The organism is Hoyosella sp. YIM 151337 (assembly GCF_026041215.1).
Classification (GTDB): domain Bacteria; phylum Actinomycetota; class Actinomycetes; order Mycobacteriales; family Mycobacteriaceae; genus Hoyosella.
The window spans coordinates 64,731-84,503 of the sequence record NZ_JAPEIQ010000001.1; the positions used below are offsets into that span (position 1 = coordinate 64,731).

Sequence of the window (19,773 nt, forward strand, 5' to 3'; positions counted from 1 at the left end):
GCGAGGCATCCCGGCCAACTGGCGCGGGCGTCGGTATTGTCAACGGTCATGGCGAAAGACTTCAGCTTCACGGTCACATTCGAACACCCAGCGGATCAGGTGCATCAGGCGCTTACCTCCCCCGAGATGTGGGAAGGCCGGGTCGAGGGTGCGCACAACGCGGCAGTCACCACCGAGTCCCGCGAGGCAGGCACGCTCGACATCACCGTCACCCAGCATGTCGCGGGCGATGCGCTGCCGGCCATCGTGCGCAAGGCGATGCGCGGAGACCTCAGCATCGTGCGTAAAGAAGCATGGGGTTCATTCGACGGCACGCAAGCGCAGGCTCGCTGGACCGCGGAGTCCACGGGGATCACTTCGAGGACGGAAGGAACCTCAACCCTGCGCGCGGACGGCGATAAGGCGGTGCTCGCGGTGGAAGGCCGAAGTGAGGTAAAGGCGCGACTTGTGGGCGGCGCGATTGAGCCGATGCTGGTACAGATGATCACAAATCTCGTGAAATCTGAACGCGAAGGCACCGACAAATGGCTCGAGCAGCGTTCCAGCTGATCGCTGAGCGCTCAGCTCATTACCTCCGGGGTAATCGACGGAATTACCGTGTGCGCGCAGACTTCACGGTGTAAACGCTCCCGCGTTAACTAATCTCCGCCACACCCCGATTTGGAGGAACCATGACACCGAGGGCTTATGCCATTGCGTACCTGCGTGAGGTCACTTTCGGGCCTGACATCGTGGCTTATCTCGAACGCATCGACGCGACGCTGAAACCGTTCGGCGGTAAGTTCATCGTCCACGGCGGAAGCCTCAGCCCCTTGGAAGGGGAGTGGAATGGTGATGTCATTATCATCGAGTTTCCCGACAAGAAAAGCGCGCAAGAGTGGTACGCATCACCGGATTACCAGTCGATTCTTCCGCTGCGTACGGCCAATTCGCAGGGCGTCACTGCAGTAGTCGAGGGCGTGCCCGAGGATTACCGTGCGGTGGACAAGCTGGCACAGCACGACTGATCGGCGAAGCGGAGGCTACAGCCACCCGCGCTCCTGCGCTATTGCCGCAGCTTGCGCGCGGGTGGCTGCACCAGTTTTGCCGATGGACGAGGAGAGGTGATTGCGCACCGTTCCTGGTGAGAGATGGACGTGCCCCGCGATGCTGGCGACTGTGGCACCTGTCGCTGCCAGCCGGAGAATTTCCTGTTCCCGGGCGGTCAGGGGGTTCACCCCGTCAGCGAGCGACGTAGCCGCGAGCTCCGGGTCAATGACCAACAGGCCGGAATTGACTCGGCGCACTGCGTCCGCAAGCTGCTCAGCTGGGGTGTCTTTGACGACGAATCCGCTTGCTCCGGCTTCCATTGCGCGCCGGAGATATCCCGCGCGACCGAACGTCGTCACAATCAGCACGCGCGTTCCCGGCAGCGCCGAGCGTACTTCAGCGGTCACGGTGATGCCGTCAGAGCCCGGCATTTCGATATCGAGCAGACATACGTCTGGCGTGGAGGTGCGAGCTGCTCCGACAACCTCGTCGCCGCGGCCGACCTCGGCGACAACGTCGATGTCTGGCTCAAGGCTCAGCAATGCGGCGAGAGCGCCCCGTACGAGGGCCTGATCGTCTGCTAGCAGAATGCGGATCATCACGGCACCTCCACGTGTACGCAGGTTCCGGACGACTGCGCCGCCGCAGTCAGCGACACGGAACCTTGCGCCGCTGCAACCCGTTCGCGAAGGCCCCGCAGCCCGTTTGCCTCGGTGCTTCCGTTCATTCCTTTACCGTTGTCGCGCACAGTGATCCAGTTTGCACCCAGCTCGATGTCGCAGCTGCGTGCTCGGCTGTGCCGGATGACGTTTGTGGCGGCTTCGCGCACGACCCACGCGAAGAGTGGCCGGACATCGTCCCGGACAGCGTCGGCACTGCTGGGTATGTGCGCTGCGACGCCTGCCGCCTGAAGGGCGTGCCGCGCCGCGGCGAGTTCGCTACTGAGATTCATTGTCCGCAGACCCGTCACGGTCGCACGTACCTCGCTGAGGTTGACGCGCGCCAGCGCGTGCACGTCGTCGAGTTCCTTTTCCGCGCGTTCGGGATCGGTGCGGATCAGGCGTTTGGCGAGTTCAGCCTTAACAGCGATTACGGTTAACCCGTGGCCGAGGATGTCGTGCACATCACGTGCCACACGATCACGTTCCTCGACGATCGCTAATTGCTGCTCGAGTCCGGAGCGGTGTTCCTCGTGTCGCATGAGCTCGCTGAGAATCACGCTGCCGGCGAGCAGGGCAAACAGGATAATGGTGAAAGGAAGGAAATCGCTGGGGGCGTGCGGGCCGACGGTCCACGGAAGGACAGCGGTGACCAGTAACCCCGTCACGCACATCGGCAGTGACCATCGAAGCGGCAGCATGAAGATTGCGTACGTGAGCACGAACGGCAGCAGCCCCAGCGCGCCCCACCCGATTGTTGCGGCCACGATTGCCGCAACCGCGAGCATCACACCAACGACCATGCCCGCGGTGAGGCGGTTGTGATAGCACTTCTCGCGGAAACCCGACATGAATACCGCTGCAAAAACGAGAATTAGCGCAATACCACTGATCGTTCGCCACTGCGATTCCGCGTCGAGCGCTGCCATGATCGGGAAGACGAGAAACACCAGCCAGATAGCACCGTAGAGGCGCCAGCCGTGTGTGGACCTCGCTCGATCCCACCAGTTCATGGGCGGCTCCTCATCCTCATCGCGCCGCGGCCGACCACCGGAACAGCGCGACCGCTGCGGCGGCGAACACAAAGCTCCACACACCAACATTAACGAGCGGGAGCCACAGGGGGTCTTGCTGGCCGTTTGTAAGAAAACCGTCCGTTAGTGGCCAGCGGGCCAGTGCGGCAATTCCGTACATCGGAGTGAAACGCCCAATTTCGAGCATGACACCGGAAAGTGGCACGAACATGTTGCCGAAGAATCCCAGCACGACGAGCGAGCCGCCAGCAGCCCCGAGGGCAGCTTCCGTCCGGAACGCCAGGCCCACGGCAAGTCCGAAGAAGGCGAAAACGATTGAACCTGCCCAACACGCGAGGGCAGACAAAACCCAGACTCGAGGCGGGGCCTGCGCACCCGTTACGGCACCCAGCAGGAAAACGAATGCCACGGGGAGCGTTGCGAGAAGCACCGCGACGGCAGCCTTCATCCCGATGATCTGCACCGGACGGAGTGGGGTCAGGGCGAGTTGACGTCCCCACCCCTGGAATCGTTCGAGCGCGACGCTGCCTCCGACCGTCATCGTCGCGACCACAGCGCCATAGAGTGCCATCGGAATCATGACGTAGGTGGCCACATTCCCGCTGCCGACAGGCTCGTCCGACGCTGGCTGCGCGGAGCCGAAAACGAGATATAACGCCCCGGGCAAGAGGATGGTGAATGAGAGCGTTGCGACGTCACGCAGGTGGCGGCGCAGATCGATGAGTGTGAAAACTGGGTTCATCGTGCGGCTTCCTTCTGCGTGTGTGTTAGCGAAACGAAGGCTGATTCGAGGTTGTGTCCGGCTATTTCAAGCTCACATGCGGGGGTTTCAGTCAGCAGCAGGCGCGCAAGCGCATCGGAATCGTGTGTCCGGAAATGAACCCGGTCCCCGCGCATTTCGGCACTCTCTACTCCGGGCAGGCCGCGCAGCACGTCGAGGGAAATGTCAGGGACGATCGCGGTGAGTTCGCGTCCGGGCACGAGTGCGCGAATCTCGGCTGTCGGACCGTCCGCGACAACGCGGCCTTGCGAAATCATCACGACCCGGTCTGCGAAGACCTCAGCTTCTTCGAGGTAGTGGGTCGCAAACACGATGGTGCGTCCGCGCGCCGCGTCAGCCCGCATCGTGTCCCAGAACTCACGCCGCGCGGAAACGTCCATACCGGCGGTCGGCTCATCGAGCACGATGACATCCGGTTCCGGTACGAGCGCGAGCGCGAACTTCAGTTTCTGTTGCTGCCCACCGGAGAGCTTCCGTACCTTCTGGCCAGCAAGTCTGCCTAGACCCATCCGTTCGAGAAGCGGATCCACGTTTCGGCGTGCACCGAACGTTGACGCGATCATCAGCACGGTTTCGCGGACCGTCAGATCTGCGAGCAGGCCGCCTGTCTGAAGCAGTGCGGAAACCCTGCCGCCGCGGATCGCAGCGATGGGGGACATCTCGCACACCCGCACGGTGCCGGCGTCGGGCCGAGTGAGCCCGAGCACGATATCGAGTGTTGTGGTCTTGCCCGCACCGTTCGGTCCCAGAAACGCAACGACTTCGCCACGCCGGATGCGCAAGCTGATCGAGTCGACCGCACGCAGACGCGTCCCGTCACGCAGCGCGAATGTCTTCACGATATCAGTGAGCTCAATTGCGAAAGAGCAGCTTTCATCCATAACACCGACGATGCCTGACCGACGGGGCTTCCTCTTAGAGCGCCTGTCATGAGACCGGGATGACAGTTGTCATGGATCCGCTGCTGTCGCGGAACGTCACCGTCGATGCTTGAATGGCACTGTGAGTGATTCTGAGCTGAATCGGGTTGTCCGTGCGAGCCGCGTGGTAGCTGCTCCCGCGCAGCGAATCTTCGATCTTATTGCCGACCCGGCGCGGCAACCGGAGTGGGACGGCAACAGCAATCTCCGGGAGGCAGCGGCGAACCAGCGGGTACGCGCGGTCGGCGATGTCTTTGTCATGACGCTGACCAAAGGGTCGGTACGCGAGAACCGTGTGGTGGAGTTCGAGGAAGGGCGCGTGATCGCCTGGCTCCCTTCGGAACCGGGTTCGGCACCGCCCGGGCATCTGTGGCGATGGCGACTTGACCCGATCGATGCCGCGACATCACAGGTAACCCACACGTATGACTGGACGAACCTGACTGACGAGAACCGGTTGCCGCGTGCACGATCAACGACAGCGGAAAGCTTGCGCTCCTCCCTGGATAACCTTGCCAGGGCAGCAACTGGTAGTGACTAACCAGCGTCACAAGGCGCGTGCTACCACTTGAACATCGGGGCGGGCTTGGCCGGGTGGGTCACTAGTCGTTTCCCGGCCAGCTGCAACAGCCTCTTGTGAAAGCCCGCATTGGGGTACTTCCGTGCTATCTCGCGGTACACCGGCATGGGCAGACCGAATCGCCGGAGGCCAAGCGAGGCATCGATGAAGTCTGCGCGGCGGAAGATTTCGACGGGACTGTTGGGCGCGCTTGCCTGAGTAATCTTGTGGTGGTCTTCGATCAGCCGGCTGACGTCGTCCCCGAGATCGCTGCGATCATTCGCTCTCAGCCAGTCACGAGCGAGTTTCGCTGATGGGCCGAGGTAGTCAAGCGTCTTTGCCGTCCAGATCCCCAGATCGTGGAACACGCCTGCAACGAGGAACAATTCGCGACCGGTGGGCTTGTCGGCGATGGTCCCGCCGTGCTGGAAATGCAGTGCATCGCAAAGCTCGAGAACCCGGATTACGTGGTTCGTGTAGGCCTGGCGATCACGGCCAAGCTGATCGCCCCAAGGCTCGAGATGCGTGCTCACCCAATCTGGCACGGTGGATGTCATATCCGTGGTTTCCTTAGCTGTCTTGTTCGCGCACCTGCCGGGCTGCAACGGGGTCTAGCGCAGGTGCCGCGGTGTGGGGGACCATTAGGTTGCCGAAATATTAGAGAGTGAGCTTTCATGATGTCCCGCACTCGGGTGTTGTTCGTCTCGCTGGCTGCGCTTGCGGTAACCGTGATGGTCTCAGGTCATGCTGTGGCTGCGCCAGAAAACGCGACAGGTACGAGAGTTGATGCGACGAGCTTGTCGGTGGGGGACTGCGTTACCGAGTTTGAATGGTCGGAGACGTCGCTCAACGCAGAGTCAGCCTGGGTTGTGCCATGTACCGAGCCGCACGAGTACGAGGTGTACGCATCTCATGAATTGAGCGGCAGTGCGTACCCGGGCGCGTTTACGCTCGTCCGTGAGGCACACGATCTGTGCGTGCGCGAGTTCGAGAACTTCGCGGATACTTCACACACAGATTCGATATACGACGTGTTCTACCTTTATCCGTCTGCTGCGGCGTGGCGGACTGGTGATCGCCAGGTGTCGTGCATGATCGTCGCTACCACCGGGCCCGTGTCGGAAAGCCTTGCCGGCGCTGGCCGCTAACGCAGCGCGGAAATGCGAAAGAGCCGCGGATGCCGCGTCAGCGACGCGACACCCGCGGCTCTAAAGAAGGAAGGCTCAGGCAGCCGCCGCGACCTTACGCTCCGGCCGGAACAGTGATTGCACCAGTGCCTGCGGCTTCAGGTCGATGCCCTTCTTGGCGAAGTCGTTCGGCAGCGACAGCCGGAAGACCTTCTTCCACGCCGATGCCACCTGCTTCGGCAGCGGCCCGGTGGTGTAGGTGAGCTGATACCGCTCGAACACCTCGCGTACCTTAGGCGCGATCTCCTGATACCGGTTGCTCGGCAGATCCGGGAAGAGATGGTGCTCGATCTGGAACGACAGGTTGCCCGTCATGAAATGCATGAATGGACTTCCGGAGATATTCGCCGAGCCCAGCATCTGGCGGAGGTACCACTCGCCGCGCGTCTCACCTTCGATGGACGTCTTCTCGTACGTCTCCACCCCTTCCGGGAAGTGACCGCACATGATGACGGAGTGTGTCCACAGGTTGCGGATGAGGTTTGCCGTGAGATTCGCCGTGAGGGTCGTCAGTGCTGAAGGTCCGGAGAGTAGCGGGTGCACCACGTAGTCCTTGGTGGCCTGCCGGCGGATCTTCCGCAGTACAGCCTTCGCCTTCGCGCGGAATTCCGCCTTATCGGACCGGCCCTTAAGGTATTTGCCGATTTCGAGGTCATATGCGGCGATCCCGTATTCGAAGAAGCAGGCATTAACGAAGTTCACGAGCGGCTGGAACAAGTGGTAACGGGTCCAGCGCTGATCCTCATCTACGCGCATGATTCCGTAGCCGAGGTCGTTGTCCTTGCCCAGCACGTTGGTGTAAGTGTGGTGCAGCTCGTTGTGCGAGTGCTTCCACATTTCCGCGGGGGATGCGTTGTCCCATTCCCATGTGCTCGAGTGGATCTTCGAATCGCGCATCCAGTCCCACTGGCCATGCATCACGTTGTGGCCGATTTCCATGTTCTCGACGATCTTCGAGATCGCAAGCCCGGCGGTGCCGACGAACCATGCTGGGGGGAACAGGGAGAATAGCAGTACTGCACGGCTGCCGAGTTCCAGTTTGCGCTGCCCGTCGATCACGGCGCGAATGTAGGCGGCGTCGCGCTCACCACGGCTATTGATCACCTGGGCGCGGATCGCATCGAGTTCTTTGCCGAGATTCTCGATGTCTTCGGCGCTGAGATGGCTGATTGGGTTGTGTGCCTTGCGCTGCATAGCGGTCATGTCAGATTTCCCCTCACAAATCGATATCGCACGAGCCCGCGGCTGCGGAAATACAGGTTTGAATTAGTACGCCGTCGCCTTCTGCGGCGGTGGTGATGTCTCCACTGCGAACGTCGCGGACGACCCCCTGACGCAGTGGCGCGACGCAGCCGAAGCAGACCCCCATCCGGCATCCCGACGGCATGAGCACACCGGCGGACTCACCAGCGTCGAGCAGAGTCTGCGTCCCATCGGACTGCAGCACGGTTCCCGACTTGGTGAACGTGACCGTGCCGCCATCGCCTGTCACGAGTGGAGCGAGCCGGAAGCGTTCGGTATGCAGACGCTCAGCGATACCGCGCTCAGCCCAGGTGCGCTCGAGCGCGTCGAGCAACCCGGCCGGGCCGCACGCCCATGTCTCCCGTTCGTCCAGGTCAGTCACGAGTTCCCCGAGATCATCCATGCTGAGCATGCCGTCGGTGTCGGTGTGGCGCTCGATCAGGGTGATAATCCCGCGCCGAGCCAGCGTCCGAAGTTCGCCAGCGAAGATGACGTCCTCAGCTGTTGGTGCGGAATGCACGACAACAGTGTCACGAAGCTGATGCGCGTGGTTTCGCAGCATTCCCATGACGGGGGTGATGCCACTGCCCGCAGTAATAAACAGAGTCTTTTGGGGCAGTTCGCTGCCGAGGGTGAAGTCGCCAGCTGCTTGATCGATCTGGATTACTGTGCCAGTTGTTGCTCGGCGAACCAGGTAGTTGCTTACGATGCCATCGGGGATGGCTTTCACAGTGACCGAGATGTTCCCGTCTGGAGCTCCTGCCAGTGACGTCAGGGAGTATGTTCGCCACTGCCGTACACCATCTACGTCAACCCCCACGCGGACGTACTGTCCGGGAAGATGACCTTTCCAGTCTCGTCCCGGTTTGATAACCAGCGTTACCGCATCGCGAGTTTCAGGGTGGATCGTGACGATCCGTCCCCGCAATGGCGCACCGGACCGCAGGGGTGCAACGAGGTCGAGATAGTCGGAGGGGAGTAGAGGAGTAGTGGTCAGCTCCGCAATTCTCACCAGCCGGTCACGAACCGAGCTGCGTGCTGCGGGTCGAGATGCATTGATGGTCATGGCACTACCTTCGCGGAACACCGGGTATAAAATCTTGTCTCGTCAGCGTGAAAGTTTTCCGGGAAATTGTTCGATAGGGATAAAACATTGGATGAGAGTACCCAGTCTCGTGAGTTTCGCCAGGTCAGCGCCTTAGCGATCGATTCCGAGATCATTGCTGCACTGCGCGCGGAGCTGCCTTTAGTGGCCGAGCACACAGTGCGGGCGGTCACGATGGAAGTCCCGAGTTACGCCCGGGCATTTAGTGGACGTATGGCACAGGTCATTGAAAATGCTGTGCAAATGGCACTTGGAGCCTTGCTGCAGCTTGCCGCGCGCTCGGATGATGAGGGCGGGCGGTCACCACTTCCACCCGCCATGGACGGCGCGTACGAACTCGGCCGGGGAGAAGCCCGGCAAGGCCGTTCCATGGATGCCCTACTTGCCGCATATCGAGTCGGCGCCCGCGTCGCGTGGCGGGAAATGTCCGCAATCGCCGTATCTGGCGGCTTAGCAGCAACCACCGTTGCGCGGTTTGCTGAGCTGGCGTTTGCCTTCATCGACGAACTCTCCGCAGCCAGTATTGCGGGGCATGCCGACGAACTGTCGACTACGGGGCTTGCGCGGCAGCGCTACCTCGATCAGCTGGCGCTGCAGCTTCTCACCGGCGAATCGGAGGACGCGCTGCTCGCGAGCGCGGAACGTGCCGACTGGCAGCCGCCAGACACGCTCACTGCAGTGGTGCTGCCGGTGACCCGTACGCGCGGATTGTTTTCCCGCTTCGCCCAGTCGCTGTTGCAGCTGAGTGAGAATCTGCCGGGAGTGGATGACGCGGAAGATCTCGCCGTCATGCTGGTGCCGGACATGGGCGGGCGCCAGCGCAGTGAGCTGCTGCGAGTCCTCTCTGGACGTGAGGCGATCGTCGGGCCGGCGAAGCCCTGGACCACAGTGCGCGCGTCATACCTGCGCGTATTGCGGGCCCGAAGTTTGCCCGTCGTTGCCGAGTCAGGTGCAGACGTGATCGACACTGACAAGCTGCTGGTCGACCTGATACTGAGTGCGGACGCTGAGGCGGCAGCGGACCTGCGAGCGCAAGTGCTCGAACCGCTGTCCGATCTGCGCCCCAATTCGGCAGAGAAACTCATCGAGACGCTGCGCTCGTGGCTGCTTCACCTAGGCCAGCGCGATGCGGTAGCTGCCGATCTTTACATCCATGCGCAATCAGTGCGGTACCGAATGAGCCAGTTGCGTGAGCTGTATGGTGACCGTCTCAACGACCCCGAAACCGTGCTGGCACTAACCGTAGCTCTCGGTGCTAATGGCCCAAAGCGGGGTGCAAGTCTGTGATCAGGCCGGGTGAGGTGTGCTTGAATTGAGAGGCCTGGTTTCTGCCGGGCGTCCATATCTTGGCCTCTAGGAGCAGCCATGCTTCCCGATCCGGTCACAAGCGTTCTCATCAGCGCAGGGCTTGCAGTTCTCGGCGTGGTAATTGGAGTCGCCGCTCCCATCGCGCTGGGAGCGGCGATCACAGAAGGTGTCCACGGAGGCGACATTTCCGTGGTTACGGAATTTGTGGACGACCTCGCCCCTTGAGCGTGTAGCGCCATAACTGCACCGCACCATTCTCCCGCCCCCTTTGCGTGACGGGAGAACGGGGATGCGTGCGCTCCGTTTTGTACAGCACTTTGGCAGCACACTATCCGTTTTGCACATTCGCGCGGATATCGCGGAACCTTACGCTCTTTCTACCGGGCAATGTTCAGCAGTGTTCAACGTAGTCAGTGTTGGTGCGGGCACGCCTGGAACCTTTTCGCCGCGACGATGCGGGGAAACCCCTCGCCTTACCGGCGCTTCTCCTGATCCTGAGAAAAGGCTCCCATGAAACAAAACTACACTACTTCGTTTAAGCCCGGTTCCGCTCCCGCCGGGGAAAACGTTTCGCTACTCAAGAGCATGGGAAGCTGGGACGTTTTCGCTCTTGGCTTCGGCGCCATGATCGGATTCGGCTGGATTGTGCTGAGTGGCCACTGGCTGGAGAACGCCGGCACACTCGGTGCTGTTCTCGCCTTCATTGTCGGCGGCGCGATCATGGCGCTTGTCGGCCTGACCTACTCTGAGCTCGTTTCAGCCATGCCAAAAGCAGGTGGCGAACACAACTACGTGATGCGCGGAATGGGGCCACGCTGGGCCTTTATCTGCTCCTGGGGGGTAGTGGCGGGTTACATCACGATCGTTGCGTTCGAGGCGGTCGCACTTCCGCGGGTCGTGACGTATCTTTTTCCCGATCTGAATCAGATCAAGCTGTGGACAGTCGCCGGATCCGACGTGTACCTCACCTGGGCGCTAGTGGGTGTCATCGGCGCAGTCGCAATCACTGTCATCAACATTATCGGGATCAAGACCGCCAACTTCGTGCAGACCTTTATCCTGCTGTTCTTTCTCTCCATTGGTGCGCTGCTCGTTCTCGGTGCCTTCGTGGGCGGTGAACGGGAACACCTCACACCGCTGATCTCGGGCGGGTGGTCCGGTTTCGTCGTCGTCCTCGTCGCGATCCCGTTCCTCTTCGTCGGATTCGACGTCATCCCGCAGTCTGCGGAAGAAGTCAACCTCGAACCAAAGCGGATCGGCAAGCTCGTTGTCATCTCCGTGATCATGGCGACCGCGTTCTACATCGCGGCACTCGTTGCGATCTCCTCGTCAATGAGTCATTCAAGCCTCGCAGATGCGAATCTCGCGGCAGCGGACGGCATGGCGGCGCTGTGGAGCACCGACCTCATGGCCAAGGTCCTCGTCGCCGGCGGTATTGCTGCGATCCTCACATCGTGGAATGCGTTTATGATCGGTGCTTCGCGTCTGCTGTACGCGATGGGTGTCTCGGGCATGCTGCCAAAGGCGTTCGGCACGCTGCACCCCAAAACGCATACACCCGTCAACGCGCTGCTGTTTATCGGTGGCCTCGCAGTGATCGCGCCGTTCTTCGGCCAGGCCATGCTCGGATGGCTGGTTGACTCCGGCGCACCCAGTATCGTCATCGGCTACGCCGTCGCTGCGATGGCATTCATCGTGCTTCGCCGCCGCGAACCCAAGATGCCGCGCCCGCTGCGCATCGGTGGCAAAGGCAACGGCGGCATCATCATTGGCGTGCTAGCGATCATCAGCACCCTGGGGCTGCTCAGCCTGCACTTTCCGGGCATGCCAGCCGCGCTCAGCCCCCAGGCGGCAGTGATGGTACTCGGCTGGTGGCTGTTCGGGATGCTGTTTTTCTTCCGGATTCCGCGTGGAATCAAGCCCGGCGCAGACGCCGAAGAACGACTTCTCTCCACCCTCGCTCAGCGCTGAAGCGCCCAGCTTTCAGAACTAAAAGGAACAGCTGTGTCTACCTCCATCCAGACCAAAGCCCCAGTCCGTCCGTCCCTCGACGGGATCGCCGAGATCCGGTCCTTTCTGCGCACCAATGAACAGCCCATCTACTTCCTGGGCCCAACCGTCTTCAACCTGCTGGGCATCGATCGCTGGGTGCGCAATTTCCATTACATCACCTACTACGACTCCTGGGATGGACACCATCCGCGAGTGTTCAGCCCAATGAATAAGCCGTACATCGAGTTCGAATCCAGCGAAGAGATCAACAACTATCTCCTTCGTGATCCTGAGGTTCAGGCATACCTGAGAAGCAGGGGCGGCATCCCGATGCTCGCAATGGTCTTCTTCGACGAGGAGACCGAGCGAATCTGCGAGGAACTCGGCTACCAGCTCATCCTGCCTCCCGATTCACTGCGGCGCAGGCTTGACTCCAAGATCGTCACTACTCAGCTCGGCAACGAAGCTGGGGCACCGTCAGTGCCCAACGTGCTTGGCACCGCCGACAGCTACGACGAGCTTGTGACGCTGGCCGAGGCGCACAAGCTCGGCTCCGACCTCGTTGTGCAGACGCCATACGGTGATTCCGGCAAAACGACGTTCTTCATCAAAAGCGAAGACGACTGGGATGCGAATGCGGCGAACCTCGTTGATCAACAACTCAAGGTGATGAAGCGGATCAACAACAAGGCCGCGGCTGTGGAAGCGTGCATCACTCGGCACGGCACGATCGTCGGCCCATTCATGACAGACCTCACCGGCTATCCCGAACTCACACCGTATAAGGGCGGCTGGTGCGGTAACGATCTGTTCCCGGAGGCACTGTCGGAGGAGCATCGCGACGCAGGGATCGACCTCGTGCGCAAACTGGGTGACCGCCTCGCTCAGGAGGGTTACCGCGGCTTCCTCGAGATCGACGTGCTCATCGACCTCGATACAGACAACGTGTACCTTGGGGAGCTCAACCCGAGGATCTCGGGCGCGTCATCTATGACTAATGTGACGGCTGGTGCGTACGCAGACATCCCCCTATTCCTCTTTCACCTGCTTGAGTTCATGGACGTTGACTACACCGTCAATGTCGAAGAAATAAACACCCGCTGGCGCGATCTCGCGGCGGTGGACGTGTGGTCGCAACTGATCATGAAGGAACCGGATGACGCAGTCGAACAGATTATCGCCGCGCCCAAGACTGGTGTATGGCACATGGACGAAGATGGCGGTTTGACGTTCCAGCGCGTCAGCTACGACTGGCACGATCTCGCCGGCGAAGACGAAGCCTTCTATCTGCGCGTATACGGCCCCGGTGACTACCGGTACAGCGGAGCTGACCTCGGCATCCTCGTGACGAAGGGACGCATGCAGACGACCGAGGGACTCACCCCGAGGGCGGTGCGCTACATCGAGGGAATCCGGCGGCTGTATCAGAGTGTCCCCGTCCCAGAAGCGCCACACCCGACGGCAATCTCGACCTTCAAGTAGGGATCAGAAAAGCGACCGGGGCGAGCGCACCGGACGCGCTGCACTGGTTCCGGTAGCTGCCGAGCACTCGAGTACCACTGAAACGGCATCGCAGGCCCGTAGCGTGTTTTGCAGACGCACCGGGTCCTGCGGGACCGGCCAGCTCGAGAACTTGGCGCACACCGTCCGCGAACGCCGGTTGACGTACAAGAGCTGGCCGTAGATGCCTAGCCCCAGCAACACGTCTCCCTGTGGGCCTGGGCGGAACCAGAACTGGTCACGGTACCAGCCACCGGGCATCGCAGCCTCAGCGGTGGAGGCAGCGAATGCAGCGCGGTGGTCGGCGTCCACTGCCCAGGCTGCGCGGAGCCACGAGGGCGCTTGGGGCGAGGGGAGTAGCGCACTTCCGAAGCGGAGGAGGTCACGCGCGGTCACCGAGGCACCACCGTTGTGCAGCGCGGTACCAAGGCGGTCGCACAGCAGGTCCGCGTCATGTTCAGCGCCAATCACCGACCACAGGTGCTCGGACAGCAGCTCGGCCATGGGCCGGCCGCCAGCGCGCTCGCATACCCAGCCCAGCACGTCGCTTTCACAGGACCGATAGACGAAAGGACCGCCATGGGGGCTATCCGCGGTGAGGTTCGCGACGAACCGATACAGGCCCGGCGCGTTTTCGGCCGGCGAGTCCGGATACCAGCCCAGCCAATCTCCGAGCTTCCGGATTTCGGAGTCGGGATTCACGTACTCCTCATTGAACTGAATGCCGCTGCGCATGTCCGCCACATCACGCACCCGAGCACCTGCGTACCCGCTGGCCGACAATTCCGGTACGTACGCGGTGATCAGGCGGTCGGCGTCAAGCTCGCCCCGCTCACGCAGTGCGCCTGCCACCCATCCCACCATGGATTTGGTTATCGACATCACTGCGTGCGGACGGTCCGCGCTGCCGCCGGGCCGGTACCACTCGCTCAGGACAGCTCCCTCGCGCGATACTGCGAAAGCATCCGTGTCTGTCGCTCCAAGGACGGCGGCGACCGTCGTGAGCTGGCCATCAACATCGGAGAGTGTGATGGTGCTGAGGCCGGGCAGTGTGTCGGCACTTTCGAGCACGCTGGCTGCCGGAGCGCGGTGGATACGCTGCACAGGCAAGATTTCACGAACATTCCAGAAGGCCCACCGGTTGTGCGGTGGCGTCTGCCAGTTGTACGCCGTGACAGGGGCGCTCGGGGAATGCGTCATCACCAGAACGATCCTAGCGGCGCGCGGCGCCGCACCCGCACCACGAAACGATCCGAGAAAGGATGCACGCAAGCATGCAGAATGAGCCTCTGGTGACGTTGGCGAACTGGCAGGAACCCACTCAGCTGGGATGGGCGTTCCAGAACATGCGCGAGATTATTCCCACGCGCCTCATCAAAGCTCCGGCCGTGCCCGCAGTACTACCGCACGAGCAGCGTGACCTTTTTGTTCCTGGTCTCGATGAGCTGCTGACACGCACGTATACCGACGGGTTCCTCGTCATGCATGACGGTGCGATTGTGAGCGAGCGGTATTTCGGCGCACTGAAACCGGCGACCCGGCACCTCATGATGTCCGTTACGAAATCCGTGGTGGGCTGTGTGGCGGGTGTGCTCGCTGACCGCGGGCTGCTCATACCAGAGAAGATGATTACCGACTACGTCCCCGAGATTGCTGACGCGGGCTACGCTGGCGCTTCAGTTCGGGATCTTCTCGATATGCGCACCGGTGTGGCCTACCGCGAAACCTACACCGACGCAGACGCTGAAGTGCGCGTCATGGAACGCTCGAATGGGTGGGCGCCCCGCCGGGATGACGACCCAGTTGGACTATACAACTACCTGGCAACGGTGCAGGGGGAGTCCTCCCATGGAGGGGAGTTCGTCTATCGCTCAGCTGATACAAATATGCTCGGCTGGGTTCTCGAACGAGCCAGCGGAGTAAGCATGGCTGACCTCGTGGGCGACGTGATCTGGGCGCCACTCGGCGCGGAGTTCGACGCGGACATCACGGTGGATGTGCATGGCGCCCCGGTTCACGACGGCGGAATGAGCGCCGCCCTGCGTGACCTCGCCCGGTTCGGAGACATGGTGCGCTGTGACGGGTCAGCTCACGGCCGCACCGTGGTTCCCGAAGCGTGGCTGCGGGATACGTATGACCCGCCGGCGGATGTGCGATCGGCATTTGCGGCTACGGATAACGAGGCCGTGCTGCCGGGTGGCTGGTACCGGAATCAGTTCTGGTTCTACCGGCGGGCGGATGGTACACCGATCCAGTTGTGTCTCGGGATCCATGGGCAGCTCATTTATATCGACCGGGCTGCTGACTTAGTGATCGTCAAGATGTCGAGCTGGCCGGATGCGCAGAACGTGACCTTCCTGGTCGACACGTTGCGAGCCTGCGCCGCTATTGCTGACGAGTTCCGCGCGGGGCCGGGAACCCGGTAGGTACCCCGATCGCGCCAAGCGCCACGGGATCCAGCGGTGGTTCATTCAGTACCAGATCGCCATTGGTTGTCCGTCGCAATCCCTGTCTGGAGGCTCAGGCAGCGATTCTGCGGCGCCGGTGGCGATCCGGTGCGCTGACCACGCGGCTGCGGCAGCGTCCAGGATGTCGTCCACAGCGACAGACCCCGCGCGTCCCAGATTCTCGGCAAGAAGCAAGCCTCGCTCCGCGAGGAGTCTCCTCCGGACCGCCTGTCCGTTCCACGATTTCTTGGGAGCGTCGAGTGGCGCGCCATTCATCGTCGCGAAACTGACCTCTGGATGAACTTCGTAGAGGGGGAGCGCCGAACTCTGGCGCAGCACATCAGCTTCCAGCACCTTGGCGCGCAGCGCGTAGGCTTGCTTGCTGAGCCCGCTGTCCGTGAGTTGCCGCGCCAGCGCATTCGCCGTCTCCCACTCGTCCTGCTCCCACACCGAACGCGGGGGAGCGAGGAAGACGCTGTTCCTGCGCGCACCGACGACAGCGCGAGCAGCCCGGTCGGCAGCCCGCCAGCCTCGTTCAGGGAATCCAAGCGGAATGTCGACACCGATAGCGGCACAGTCTGGGGAAGTGAGCGCATCGAGCCGTGGTGCCGATCGCACCCTAGTCACGCGGCCGTCGCACAGATCGACAGCGACCCATCCGCGTGGATGGGCGTCGATTCCCTGCACCACGATCACATCGGAATTCTGTCAGACGTTGTGTCAGTACCGCCGTGGCCGGCGTGCTTTCGACGGCTCCGTTTGCCGCGGGCAACCTCGGTCGCAAGGGCATCGAGGGGCTGATGAAAGGGCTCTAGCGGGTGCACTAGCCGGTCCAGCCAGCGCCGGGCGGCGTCGAGTCCTTCGGCGTCGATCGTGTAGATCCGGCGGGTGCCTTCATTCCGGACAGTGAGCAGCCCGGCATCACGGAGGACTTTGAGGTGCTGCGATACCGCTGGTTGCGAGATACTCGTGTAGGCGCGGACTTCAGTGACGATCGTTCCCGCGGATCTCTCGCCCTCAGCGAGGAGTTCAAGAATTCCGCGGCGAACTGGGTCGCCGAGCGCGCCGAATACCTTTGCGGGCAACGCATCACCCATCAGGTTCCATTCCCGTCCCCGGGCATCGTGGTGTAGAAGGCGATTGTCCGCTCTGCTGCCGCTCGTGCAGCCGCAGAGTCGTCGCCATCCGCGATGGCTGCTTCTGCCCAACTCATCGCCGCGGTCCGGACAAACAGACGGCCTTCCGGTGTCAACGGAAATGCCATACCATCCTCGGGATCGACAGGTGCGCCGCTTTGTATATGCAATGCAAGGCCCATGAGGCCCAAGTCCCAGCCGACGCCGCCCGCGCCAGGACCGAATTGTGACCACATGTCGTCAATCTGGGCTTCATGGGCGAGTTCGAGCACCGTGCCATCATCCGTCGGCCTGAGCGTGACCACGAGCCAGGACACTTGCCCGCCGTACTCCCACGTCACCGAAAACGTTTCCGGCTCTTCGCATTGTTCGACGACACCGCCTGCGTTGCCCTCCAGCTGGTAGCGACCGCCTGTCTTGAGTTCACCGCTCACGGGCAGAAACCAGCGCGGAATTCGGTCCGCATTCGTCAGCGCGTCCCAGAGGTCAGCCTGCCCGGTGGCGTACGGCCGCCGGGCGACGATGATCTTCGTGCGTGCCCCGTCGCGTTCTCCGGTGCGAACTTCCCGCGTCACCATACCGGCGATTGTGACTGGATCAGCGCTTAGGTTCATGAGCTCCTCCTCTATAAGTGTTTACTTATATTAGATCGCTTCTTGAGACTTGGCTACCTATATCCGGCACCGGCCGCACCGAACCACCGGCCCAGCTGCTTCTCGAGATCCTGCTGACTATCGCCGGCCCACGCCACGTGTCCGTCTGGCCTCAGCAGTACACCGGGGAAATCAAGCGCGTCACAGATGTCAACCACGTGATCGACGCGGTTGGCCCACCCCCGCACCGAGAGCTGCCCCGTCTGATCGAGAAGCACTCCGCGTCCGCAATGCATCAGCGCGTAAAGCCGTCCAGATCGCAGCTGCACATCTCGGAGCCGTCGGCCGACCAGTTCGTGCTCGCCGCCGAAGTCATACCGCACCGAAATCGCAGTGATCTTCTCCGTCAGGTACCGGTTTACTGCCGAAAGCTCAAGTAGTTCCGAAACGAGACGCCGCATCGCGAGCGAGCCTGGCCGCGCCGACATCAACTCCATCTGAGCGCGCGTATTCGCCACGACGTCGGCTGCCACTGGCCGCCGCTCGGCCTCATAGCTATCGAGCACGCTTTCTGGCGCCCAGCCGTGCACTGTTCCTGCCAGCTTCCAGCCGAGATTGAAGGCATCCTGCAGGCCCAGATTGAGGCCCTGCCCTCCAGTTGGAGGATGAATATGTGCGGCGTCACCAGCAAGGAGCACACGATCAGCCCGATACCGTTCAGCCAGGCGGCTAGCGTCACCAAAGCGCGACAGCCAGCGCGGCGAATGCACACCGAAGTCGGTACCCGCATACACCCGAAGCTGCTTCTTAAACTCCTCGATACGTGGCGCGGCCTCGCGGTCCCTGGCGATACCTTCGGCCGGGACGACAACGCGGTAAACACCCTCGCCGAGAGGGGAGAGGCCGAACCGAAGCTCCTTCTTGCGGACCTCAGCCACCACCGCCATTACTGACTCTGGCGGCGCGCCGACCGCCATCTCGCCGAGCAGGGTGTCAACTCTGCTGGGTTCGCCAGGAAAGCGCACGCCGATGAGTTTCCGCACTGTGCTTCTCCCGCCGTCACATCCAACGAGGTACCGAGCGCGGAGCCGTGAGCCGTCACCAATTTCGGCCGTCACTCCCGTGTTGTCCTGGCTTAGCCCCGTTAGCTCGGCGTCACGCCGTATTACGGCGCCAACTTCGGCGGCACGTTGCTCCAGCATGCGATCAATCACTGTCTGGGGAATGCCGAGCACGAAGGCATGGGCGGTGTCCAGTCCGGTGGGTTGCGGCGCGGGAATGCCCGCGAAGAAGCTGCCGAGTGGGTGCTGTTGCCCCCGGGCAAGAAACCGCTCCAGCAAACCGCGCTGATCCAGCATCTCGATGCTGCGGACATGCAAGCCCAGCGCGCGAACGTACGGCGGCGGCTCGTTCTCCCTTTCGAGAACAAGCACTCGTACGCCATGTAACCGCAACTCACTGGCAAGCCAAAGACCAGTCGGGCCGCCGCCAGCAATGATCACATCGAATATGTTCCCTGCCTCCATGGCGGTGTATTGTGCGCCACCCCAGGGGGCTTGCGGCAAGGCCCCTGGGGCGATATACGTTGAAAGGGGTCAGGTTGTGGTGCGCAACGTCATTCGCTGATCCACCGGGCGGTCTGCTCCTCCCATGTCGGCGGCTTACCGGGCAGCGGGCTTTCGGAACGGCTGCGGATGCCGTCGGTGATGATCGCTAGCTGGCGCTGACGCAATTCCGCGGTCCGTGCGGGGCTGCCCAGCGAGCTTGTGGCGATGAGTTCAAGCAAGTAGCTCACGTCCAGGAAAGTAAGATCTGGGCGCACGGCGCCGGACGCGGCTACTTTGTCGAACAATGCGGTGCCGCGTTCGCGCATGCGCTCGGCCTTACGCATATGCTCCTCGGTCGGGGTGAACGTCCCAGCTAGCCGGACGGTGAGTGAATGGGTGTCGGCGTCGACAATCCGGCGCAGAAACGCCTGGTACGCCTCCCACGGTTCGGCATCGCTCGCGAGCGCCCGCTCAACCTCATCGAGAAAAATGTCCTGTCCGTGTGAGCAAAGCGTCCCGAGCAGGTCTTCTTTGCTGTCGTAGCGCGTGTATAGCGCGCCAATGCCGACCCCTGCCCGCTTGGCTACCGCGGAGATGGGCGCGGCCGGGTTCGCGACGAAGACTTCGCGAGCGGCAGCCAATATCGCGGCATCATTCCGCTCAGCTTCCGCAACCCGGCCGCGCCGCCCGGCCGGGCGCGAGTGTGTTCGTTCGGTCGCCATACCAAAACTTTA

The 19,773-nt window shown here is 62.0% G+C and carries 22 protein-coding genes; 9 read left to right on the forward strand and 13 right to left on the reverse strand.

Going from position 1 to position 19,773, the window contains the following annotated elements; all coding sequences use genetic code 11:
- Positions 1 to 48: 48 nt before the first annotated feature.
- Complete coding sequence (locus ONR57_RS00330; protein WP_265120814.1) at positions 49 to 549, forward strand: DUF2505 domain-containing protein; 501 nt, start codon at positions 49 to 51, stop codon at positions 547 to 549.
- Positions 550 to 671: 122 nt separating this feature from the next.
- The gene (locus ONR57_RS00335; protein WP_265120815.1) at positions 672 to 1,007 is read left to right on the forward strand and encodes a DUF1330 domain-containing protein; all 336 of its coding nucleotides are present in this window, start codon (positions 672 to 674) and stop codon (positions 1,005 to 1,007) included.
- A 15-nt stretch (positions 1,008 to 1,022) separates the two neighbouring features.
- Here the strand turns inward: ONR57_RS00335 and ONR57_RS00340 are convergent, their stop codons facing one another.
- From ONR57_RS00340 to ONR57_RS00355, 4 genes are read right to left on the reverse strand one after another with little or no spacing between them, the layout of a single operon-like run.
- Positions 1,023 to 1,628 carry a response regulator transcription factor gene (locus ONR57_RS00340; RefSeq protein ID WP_265120816.1) on the reverse strand — a complete coding sequence of 202 codons (606 nt, stop codon included), beginning with the start codon at positions 1,626 to 1,628 and terminating at the stop codon, positions 1,023 to 1,025.
- Complete coding sequence (locus tag ONR57_RS00345) at positions 1,628 to 2,701, reverse strand: sensor histidine kinase (RefSeq protein ID WP_265120817.1); 1,074 nt, start codon at positions 2,699 to 2,701, stop codon at positions 1,628 to 1,630. Before ONR57_RS00345 ends, ONR57_RS00340 begins: the two co-directional genes overlap by 1 nt.
- 16 nt (positions 2,702 to 2,717) lie before the next feature.
- Complete coding sequence (locus ONR57_RS00350) at positions 2,718 to 3,464, reverse strand: ABC transporter permease (protein ID WP_265120818.1); 747 nt, start codon at positions 3,462 to 3,464, stop codon at positions 2,718 to 2,720.
- Positions 3,461 to 4,384: an ABC transporter ATP-binding protein gene (locus ONR57_RS00355; protein ID WP_265120819.1), complete on the reverse strand. Its 924-nt coding sequence runs from the start codon at positions 4,382 to 4,384 to the stop codon at positions 3,461 to 3,463. Before ONR57_RS00355 ends, ONR57_RS00350 begins: the two co-directional genes overlap by 4 nt.
- 121 nt (positions 4,385 to 4,505) lie before the next feature.
- Between ONR57_RS00355 and ONR57_RS00360 the strand changes: the two genes are divergently transcribed.
- Positions 4,506 to 4,964 carry an SRPBCC family protein gene (locus ONR57_RS00360; protein WP_265120821.1) on the forward strand — a complete coding sequence of 153 codons (459 nt, stop codon included), beginning with the start codon at positions 4,506 to 4,508 and terminating at the stop codon, positions 4,962 to 4,964.
- A 20-nt stretch (positions 4,965 to 4,984) separates the two neighbouring features.
- Here ONR57_RS00360 and ONR57_RS00365 read toward each other — a convergent pair whose 3' ends face one another.
- Positions 4,985 to 5,539, reverse strand: a complete 555-nt coding sequence (locus tag ONR57_RS00365; protein WP_265120823.1) for an HD domain-containing protein — start codon at positions 5,537 to 5,539, stop codon at positions 4,985 to 4,987.
- Positions 5,540 to 5,656: 117 nt separating this feature from the next.
- On the opposite strand from ONR57_RS00365, the gene ONR57_RS00370 reads away from it, so the two are divergent.
- A complete protein-coding gene (locus tag ONR57_RS00370) occupies positions 5,657 to 6,130 on the forward strand; it encodes a septum formation family protein (RefSeq protein ID WP_265120824.1) in 474 nt (157 codons plus the stop codon).
- Between the two features lie 75 nt (positions 6,131 to 6,205).
- Here ONR57_RS00370 and ONR57_RS00375 read toward each other — a convergent pair whose 3' ends face one another.
- Positions 6,206 to 7,372 (reverse strand): acyl-CoA desaturase, encoded by a 1,167-nt coding sequence (locus tag ONR57_RS00375; protein WP_308198619.1) that lies wholly within the window; start codon positions 7,370 to 7,372, stop codon positions 6,206 to 6,208.
- Between the two features lie 13 nt (positions 7,373 to 7,385).
- Positions 7,386 to 8,477 carry a ferredoxin reductase gene (locus ONR57_RS00380; RefSeq protein ID WP_265120825.1) on the reverse strand — a complete coding sequence of 364 codons (1,092 nt, stop codon included), beginning with the start codon at positions 8,475 to 8,477 and terminating at the stop codon, positions 7,386 to 7,388.
- An 87-nt stretch (positions 8,478 to 8,564) separates the two neighbouring features.
- Here ONR57_RS00380 and ONR57_RS00385 point away from each other — a divergent pair, with 87 nt between their 5' ends.
- From ONR57_RS00385 to ONR57_RS00400, 4 genes are all read left to right on the forward strand, one after another.
- Complete coding sequence (locus tag ONR57_RS00385) at positions 8,565 to 9,803, forward strand: CdaR family transcriptional regulator (RefSeq protein WP_265120826.1); 1,239 nt, start codon at positions 8,565 to 8,567, stop codon at positions 9,801 to 9,803.
- Between the two features lie 78 nt (positions 9,804 to 9,881).
- Complete coding sequence (locus ONR57_RS00390) at positions 9,882 to 10,049, forward strand: hypothetical protein (RefSeq protein ID WP_265120827.1); 168 nt, start codon at positions 9,882 to 9,884, stop codon at positions 10,047 to 10,049.
- Positions 10,050 to 10,334: 285 nt separating this feature from the next.
- Positions 10,335 to 11,795, forward strand: coding sequence for an APC family permease (locus ONR57_RS00395; RefSeq protein WP_265120829.1), 1,461 nt, complete (start codon positions 10,335 to 10,337; stop codon positions 11,793 to 11,795).
- A 33-nt stretch (positions 11,796 to 11,828) separates the two neighbouring features.
- Positions 11,829 to 13,298: a biotin carboxylase gene (locus tag ONR57_RS00400; RefSeq protein WP_265120830.1), complete on the forward strand. Its 1,470-nt coding sequence runs from the start codon at positions 11,829 to 11,831 to the stop codon at positions 13,296 to 13,298.
- A 3-nt stretch (positions 13,299 to 13,301) separates the two neighbouring features.
- Here the strand turns inward: ONR57_RS00400 and ONR57_RS00405 are convergent, their stop codons facing one another.
- The gene (locus tag ONR57_RS00405) at positions 13,302 to 14,516 is read right to left on the reverse strand and encodes a serine hydrolase domain-containing protein (RefSeq protein WP_265120845.1); all 1,215 of its coding nucleotides are present in this window, start codon (positions 14,514 to 14,516) and stop codon (positions 13,302 to 13,304) included.
- Between the two features lie 74 nt (positions 14,517 to 14,590).
- Here ONR57_RS00405 and ONR57_RS00410 point away from each other — a divergent pair, with 74 nt between their 5' ends.
- Positions 14,591 to 15,742 (forward strand): serine hydrolase, encoded by a 1,152-nt coding sequence (locus ONR57_RS00410; RefSeq protein WP_265120831.1) that lies wholly within the window; start codon positions 14,591 to 14,593, stop codon positions 15,740 to 15,742.
- A 45-nt stretch (positions 15,743 to 15,787) separates the two neighbouring features.
- On the opposite strand, the gene ONR57_RS00415 is transcribed toward ONR57_RS00410, so the two are convergent.
- The 5 genes from ONR57_RS00415 to ONR57_RS00435 all read right to left on the reverse strand — a co-directional run bounded on the left by ONR57_RS00415 (position 15,788) and on the right by ONR57_RS00435 (position 19,761).
- Positions 15,788 to 16,459 (reverse strand): DUF429 domain-containing protein, encoded by a 672-nt coding sequence (locus tag ONR57_RS00415; protein ID WP_265120833.1) that lies wholly within the window; start codon positions 16,457 to 16,459, stop codon positions 15,788 to 15,790.
- Positions 16,456 to 16,860 (reverse strand): helix-turn-helix transcriptional regulator, encoded by a 405-nt coding sequence (locus ONR57_RS00420; protein ID WP_265120834.1) that lies wholly within the window; start codon positions 16,858 to 16,860, stop codon positions 16,456 to 16,458. Before ONR57_RS00420 ends, ONR57_RS00415 begins: the two co-directional genes overlap by 4 nt.
- Positions 16,860 to 17,513, reverse strand: a complete 654-nt coding sequence (locus ONR57_RS00425; RefSeq protein ID WP_265120835.1) for an SRPBCC family protein — start codon at positions 17,511 to 17,513, stop codon at positions 16,860 to 16,862. Before ONR57_RS00425 ends, ONR57_RS00420 begins: the two co-directional genes overlap by 1 nt.
- Before the next feature lie 53 nt (positions 17,514 to 17,566).
- Positions 17,567 to 19,003: a rifampin monooxygenase gene (rox, locus tag ONR57_RS00430; RefSeq protein WP_308198622.1), complete on the reverse strand. Its 1,437-nt coding sequence runs from the start codon at positions 19,001 to 19,003 to the stop codon at positions 17,567 to 17,569.
- 104 nt (positions 19,004 to 19,107) lie between these two features.
- Positions 19,108 to 19,761 carry a TetR/AcrR family transcriptional regulator gene (locus tag ONR57_RS00435; protein ID WP_265120838.1) on the reverse strand — a complete coding sequence of 218 codons (654 nt, stop codon included), beginning with the start codon at positions 19,759 to 19,761 and terminating at the stop codon, positions 19,108 to 19,110.
- Positions 19,762 to 19,773 lie beyond the last annotated feature (12 nt).

Bases quoted from the DNA above. Each gene is read 5' to 3' on its own strand.
- ONR57_RS00330 (WP_265120814.1), top strand. From the start codon at position 49: ATGGCGAAAGACTTCAGCTTCACGGTCACATTCGAACACCCAGCGGAT.
- ONR57_RS00335 (WP_265120815.1), top strand. From the start codon at position 672: ATGACACCGAGGGCTTATGCCATTGCGTACCTGCGTGAGGTCACTTTC.
- ONR57_RS00340 (WP_265120816.1), bottom strand. From the start codon at position 1,628: ATGATCCGCATTCTGCTAGCAGACGATCAGGCCCTCGTACGGGGCGCT.
- ONR57_RS00345 (WP_265120817.1), bottom strand. From the start codon at position 2,701: ATGAACTGGTGGGATCGAGCGAGGTCCACACACGGCTGGCGCCTCTAC.
- ONR57_RS00350 (WP_265120818.1), bottom strand. From the start codon at position 3,464: ATGAACCCAGTTTTCACACTCATCGATCTGCGCCGCCACCTGCGTGAC.
- ONR57_RS00355 (WP_265120819.1), bottom strand. From the start codon at position 4,384: ATGGATGAAAGCTGCTCTTTCGCAATTGAGCTCACTGATATCGTGAAG.
- ONR57_RS00365 (WP_265120823.1), bottom strand. From the start codon at position 5,539: ATGACATCCACCGTGCCAGATTGGGTGAGCACGCATCTCGAGCCTTGG.
- ONR57_RS00370 (WP_265120824.1), top strand. From the start codon at position 5,657: ATGATGTCCCGCACTCGGGTGTTGTTCGTCTCGCTGGCTGCGCTTGCG.
- ONR57_RS00375 (WP_308198619.1), bottom strand. From the start codon at position 7,372: ATGACCGCTATGCAGCGCAAGGCACACAACCCAATCAGCCATCTCAGC.
- ONR57_RS00380 (WP_265120825.1), bottom strand. From the start codon at position 8,477: ATGACCATCAATGCATCTCGACCCGCAGCACGCAGCTCGGTTCGTGAC.
- ONR57_RS00390 (WP_265120827.1), top strand. From the start codon at position 9,882: ATGCTTCCCGATCCGGTCACAAGCGTTCTCATCAGCGCAGGGCTTGCA.
- ONR57_RS00395 (WP_265120829.1), top strand. From the start codon at position 10,335: ATGAAACAAAACTACACTACTTCGTTTAAGCCCGGTTCCGCTCCCGCC.
- ONR57_RS00405 (WP_265120845.1), bottom strand. From the start codon at position 14,516: ATGACGCATTCCCCGAGCGCCCCTGTCACGGCGTACAACTGGCAGACG.
- ONR57_RS00410 (WP_265120831.1), top strand. From the start codon at position 14,591: ATGCAGAATGAGCCTCTGGTGACGTTGGCGAACTGGCAGGAACCCACT.
- ONR57_RS00420 (WP_265120834.1), bottom strand. From the start codon at position 16,860: ATGGGTGATGCGTTGCCCGCAAAGGTATTCGGCGCGCTCGGCGACCCA.
- ONR57_RS00425 (WP_265120835.1), bottom strand. From the start codon at position 17,513: ATGAACCTAAGCGCTGATCCAGTCACAATCGCCGGTATGGTGACGCGG.
- ONR57_RS00435 (WP_265120838.1), bottom strand. From the start codon at position 19,761: ATGGCGACCGAACGAACACACTCGCGCCCGGCCGGGCGGCGCGGCCGG.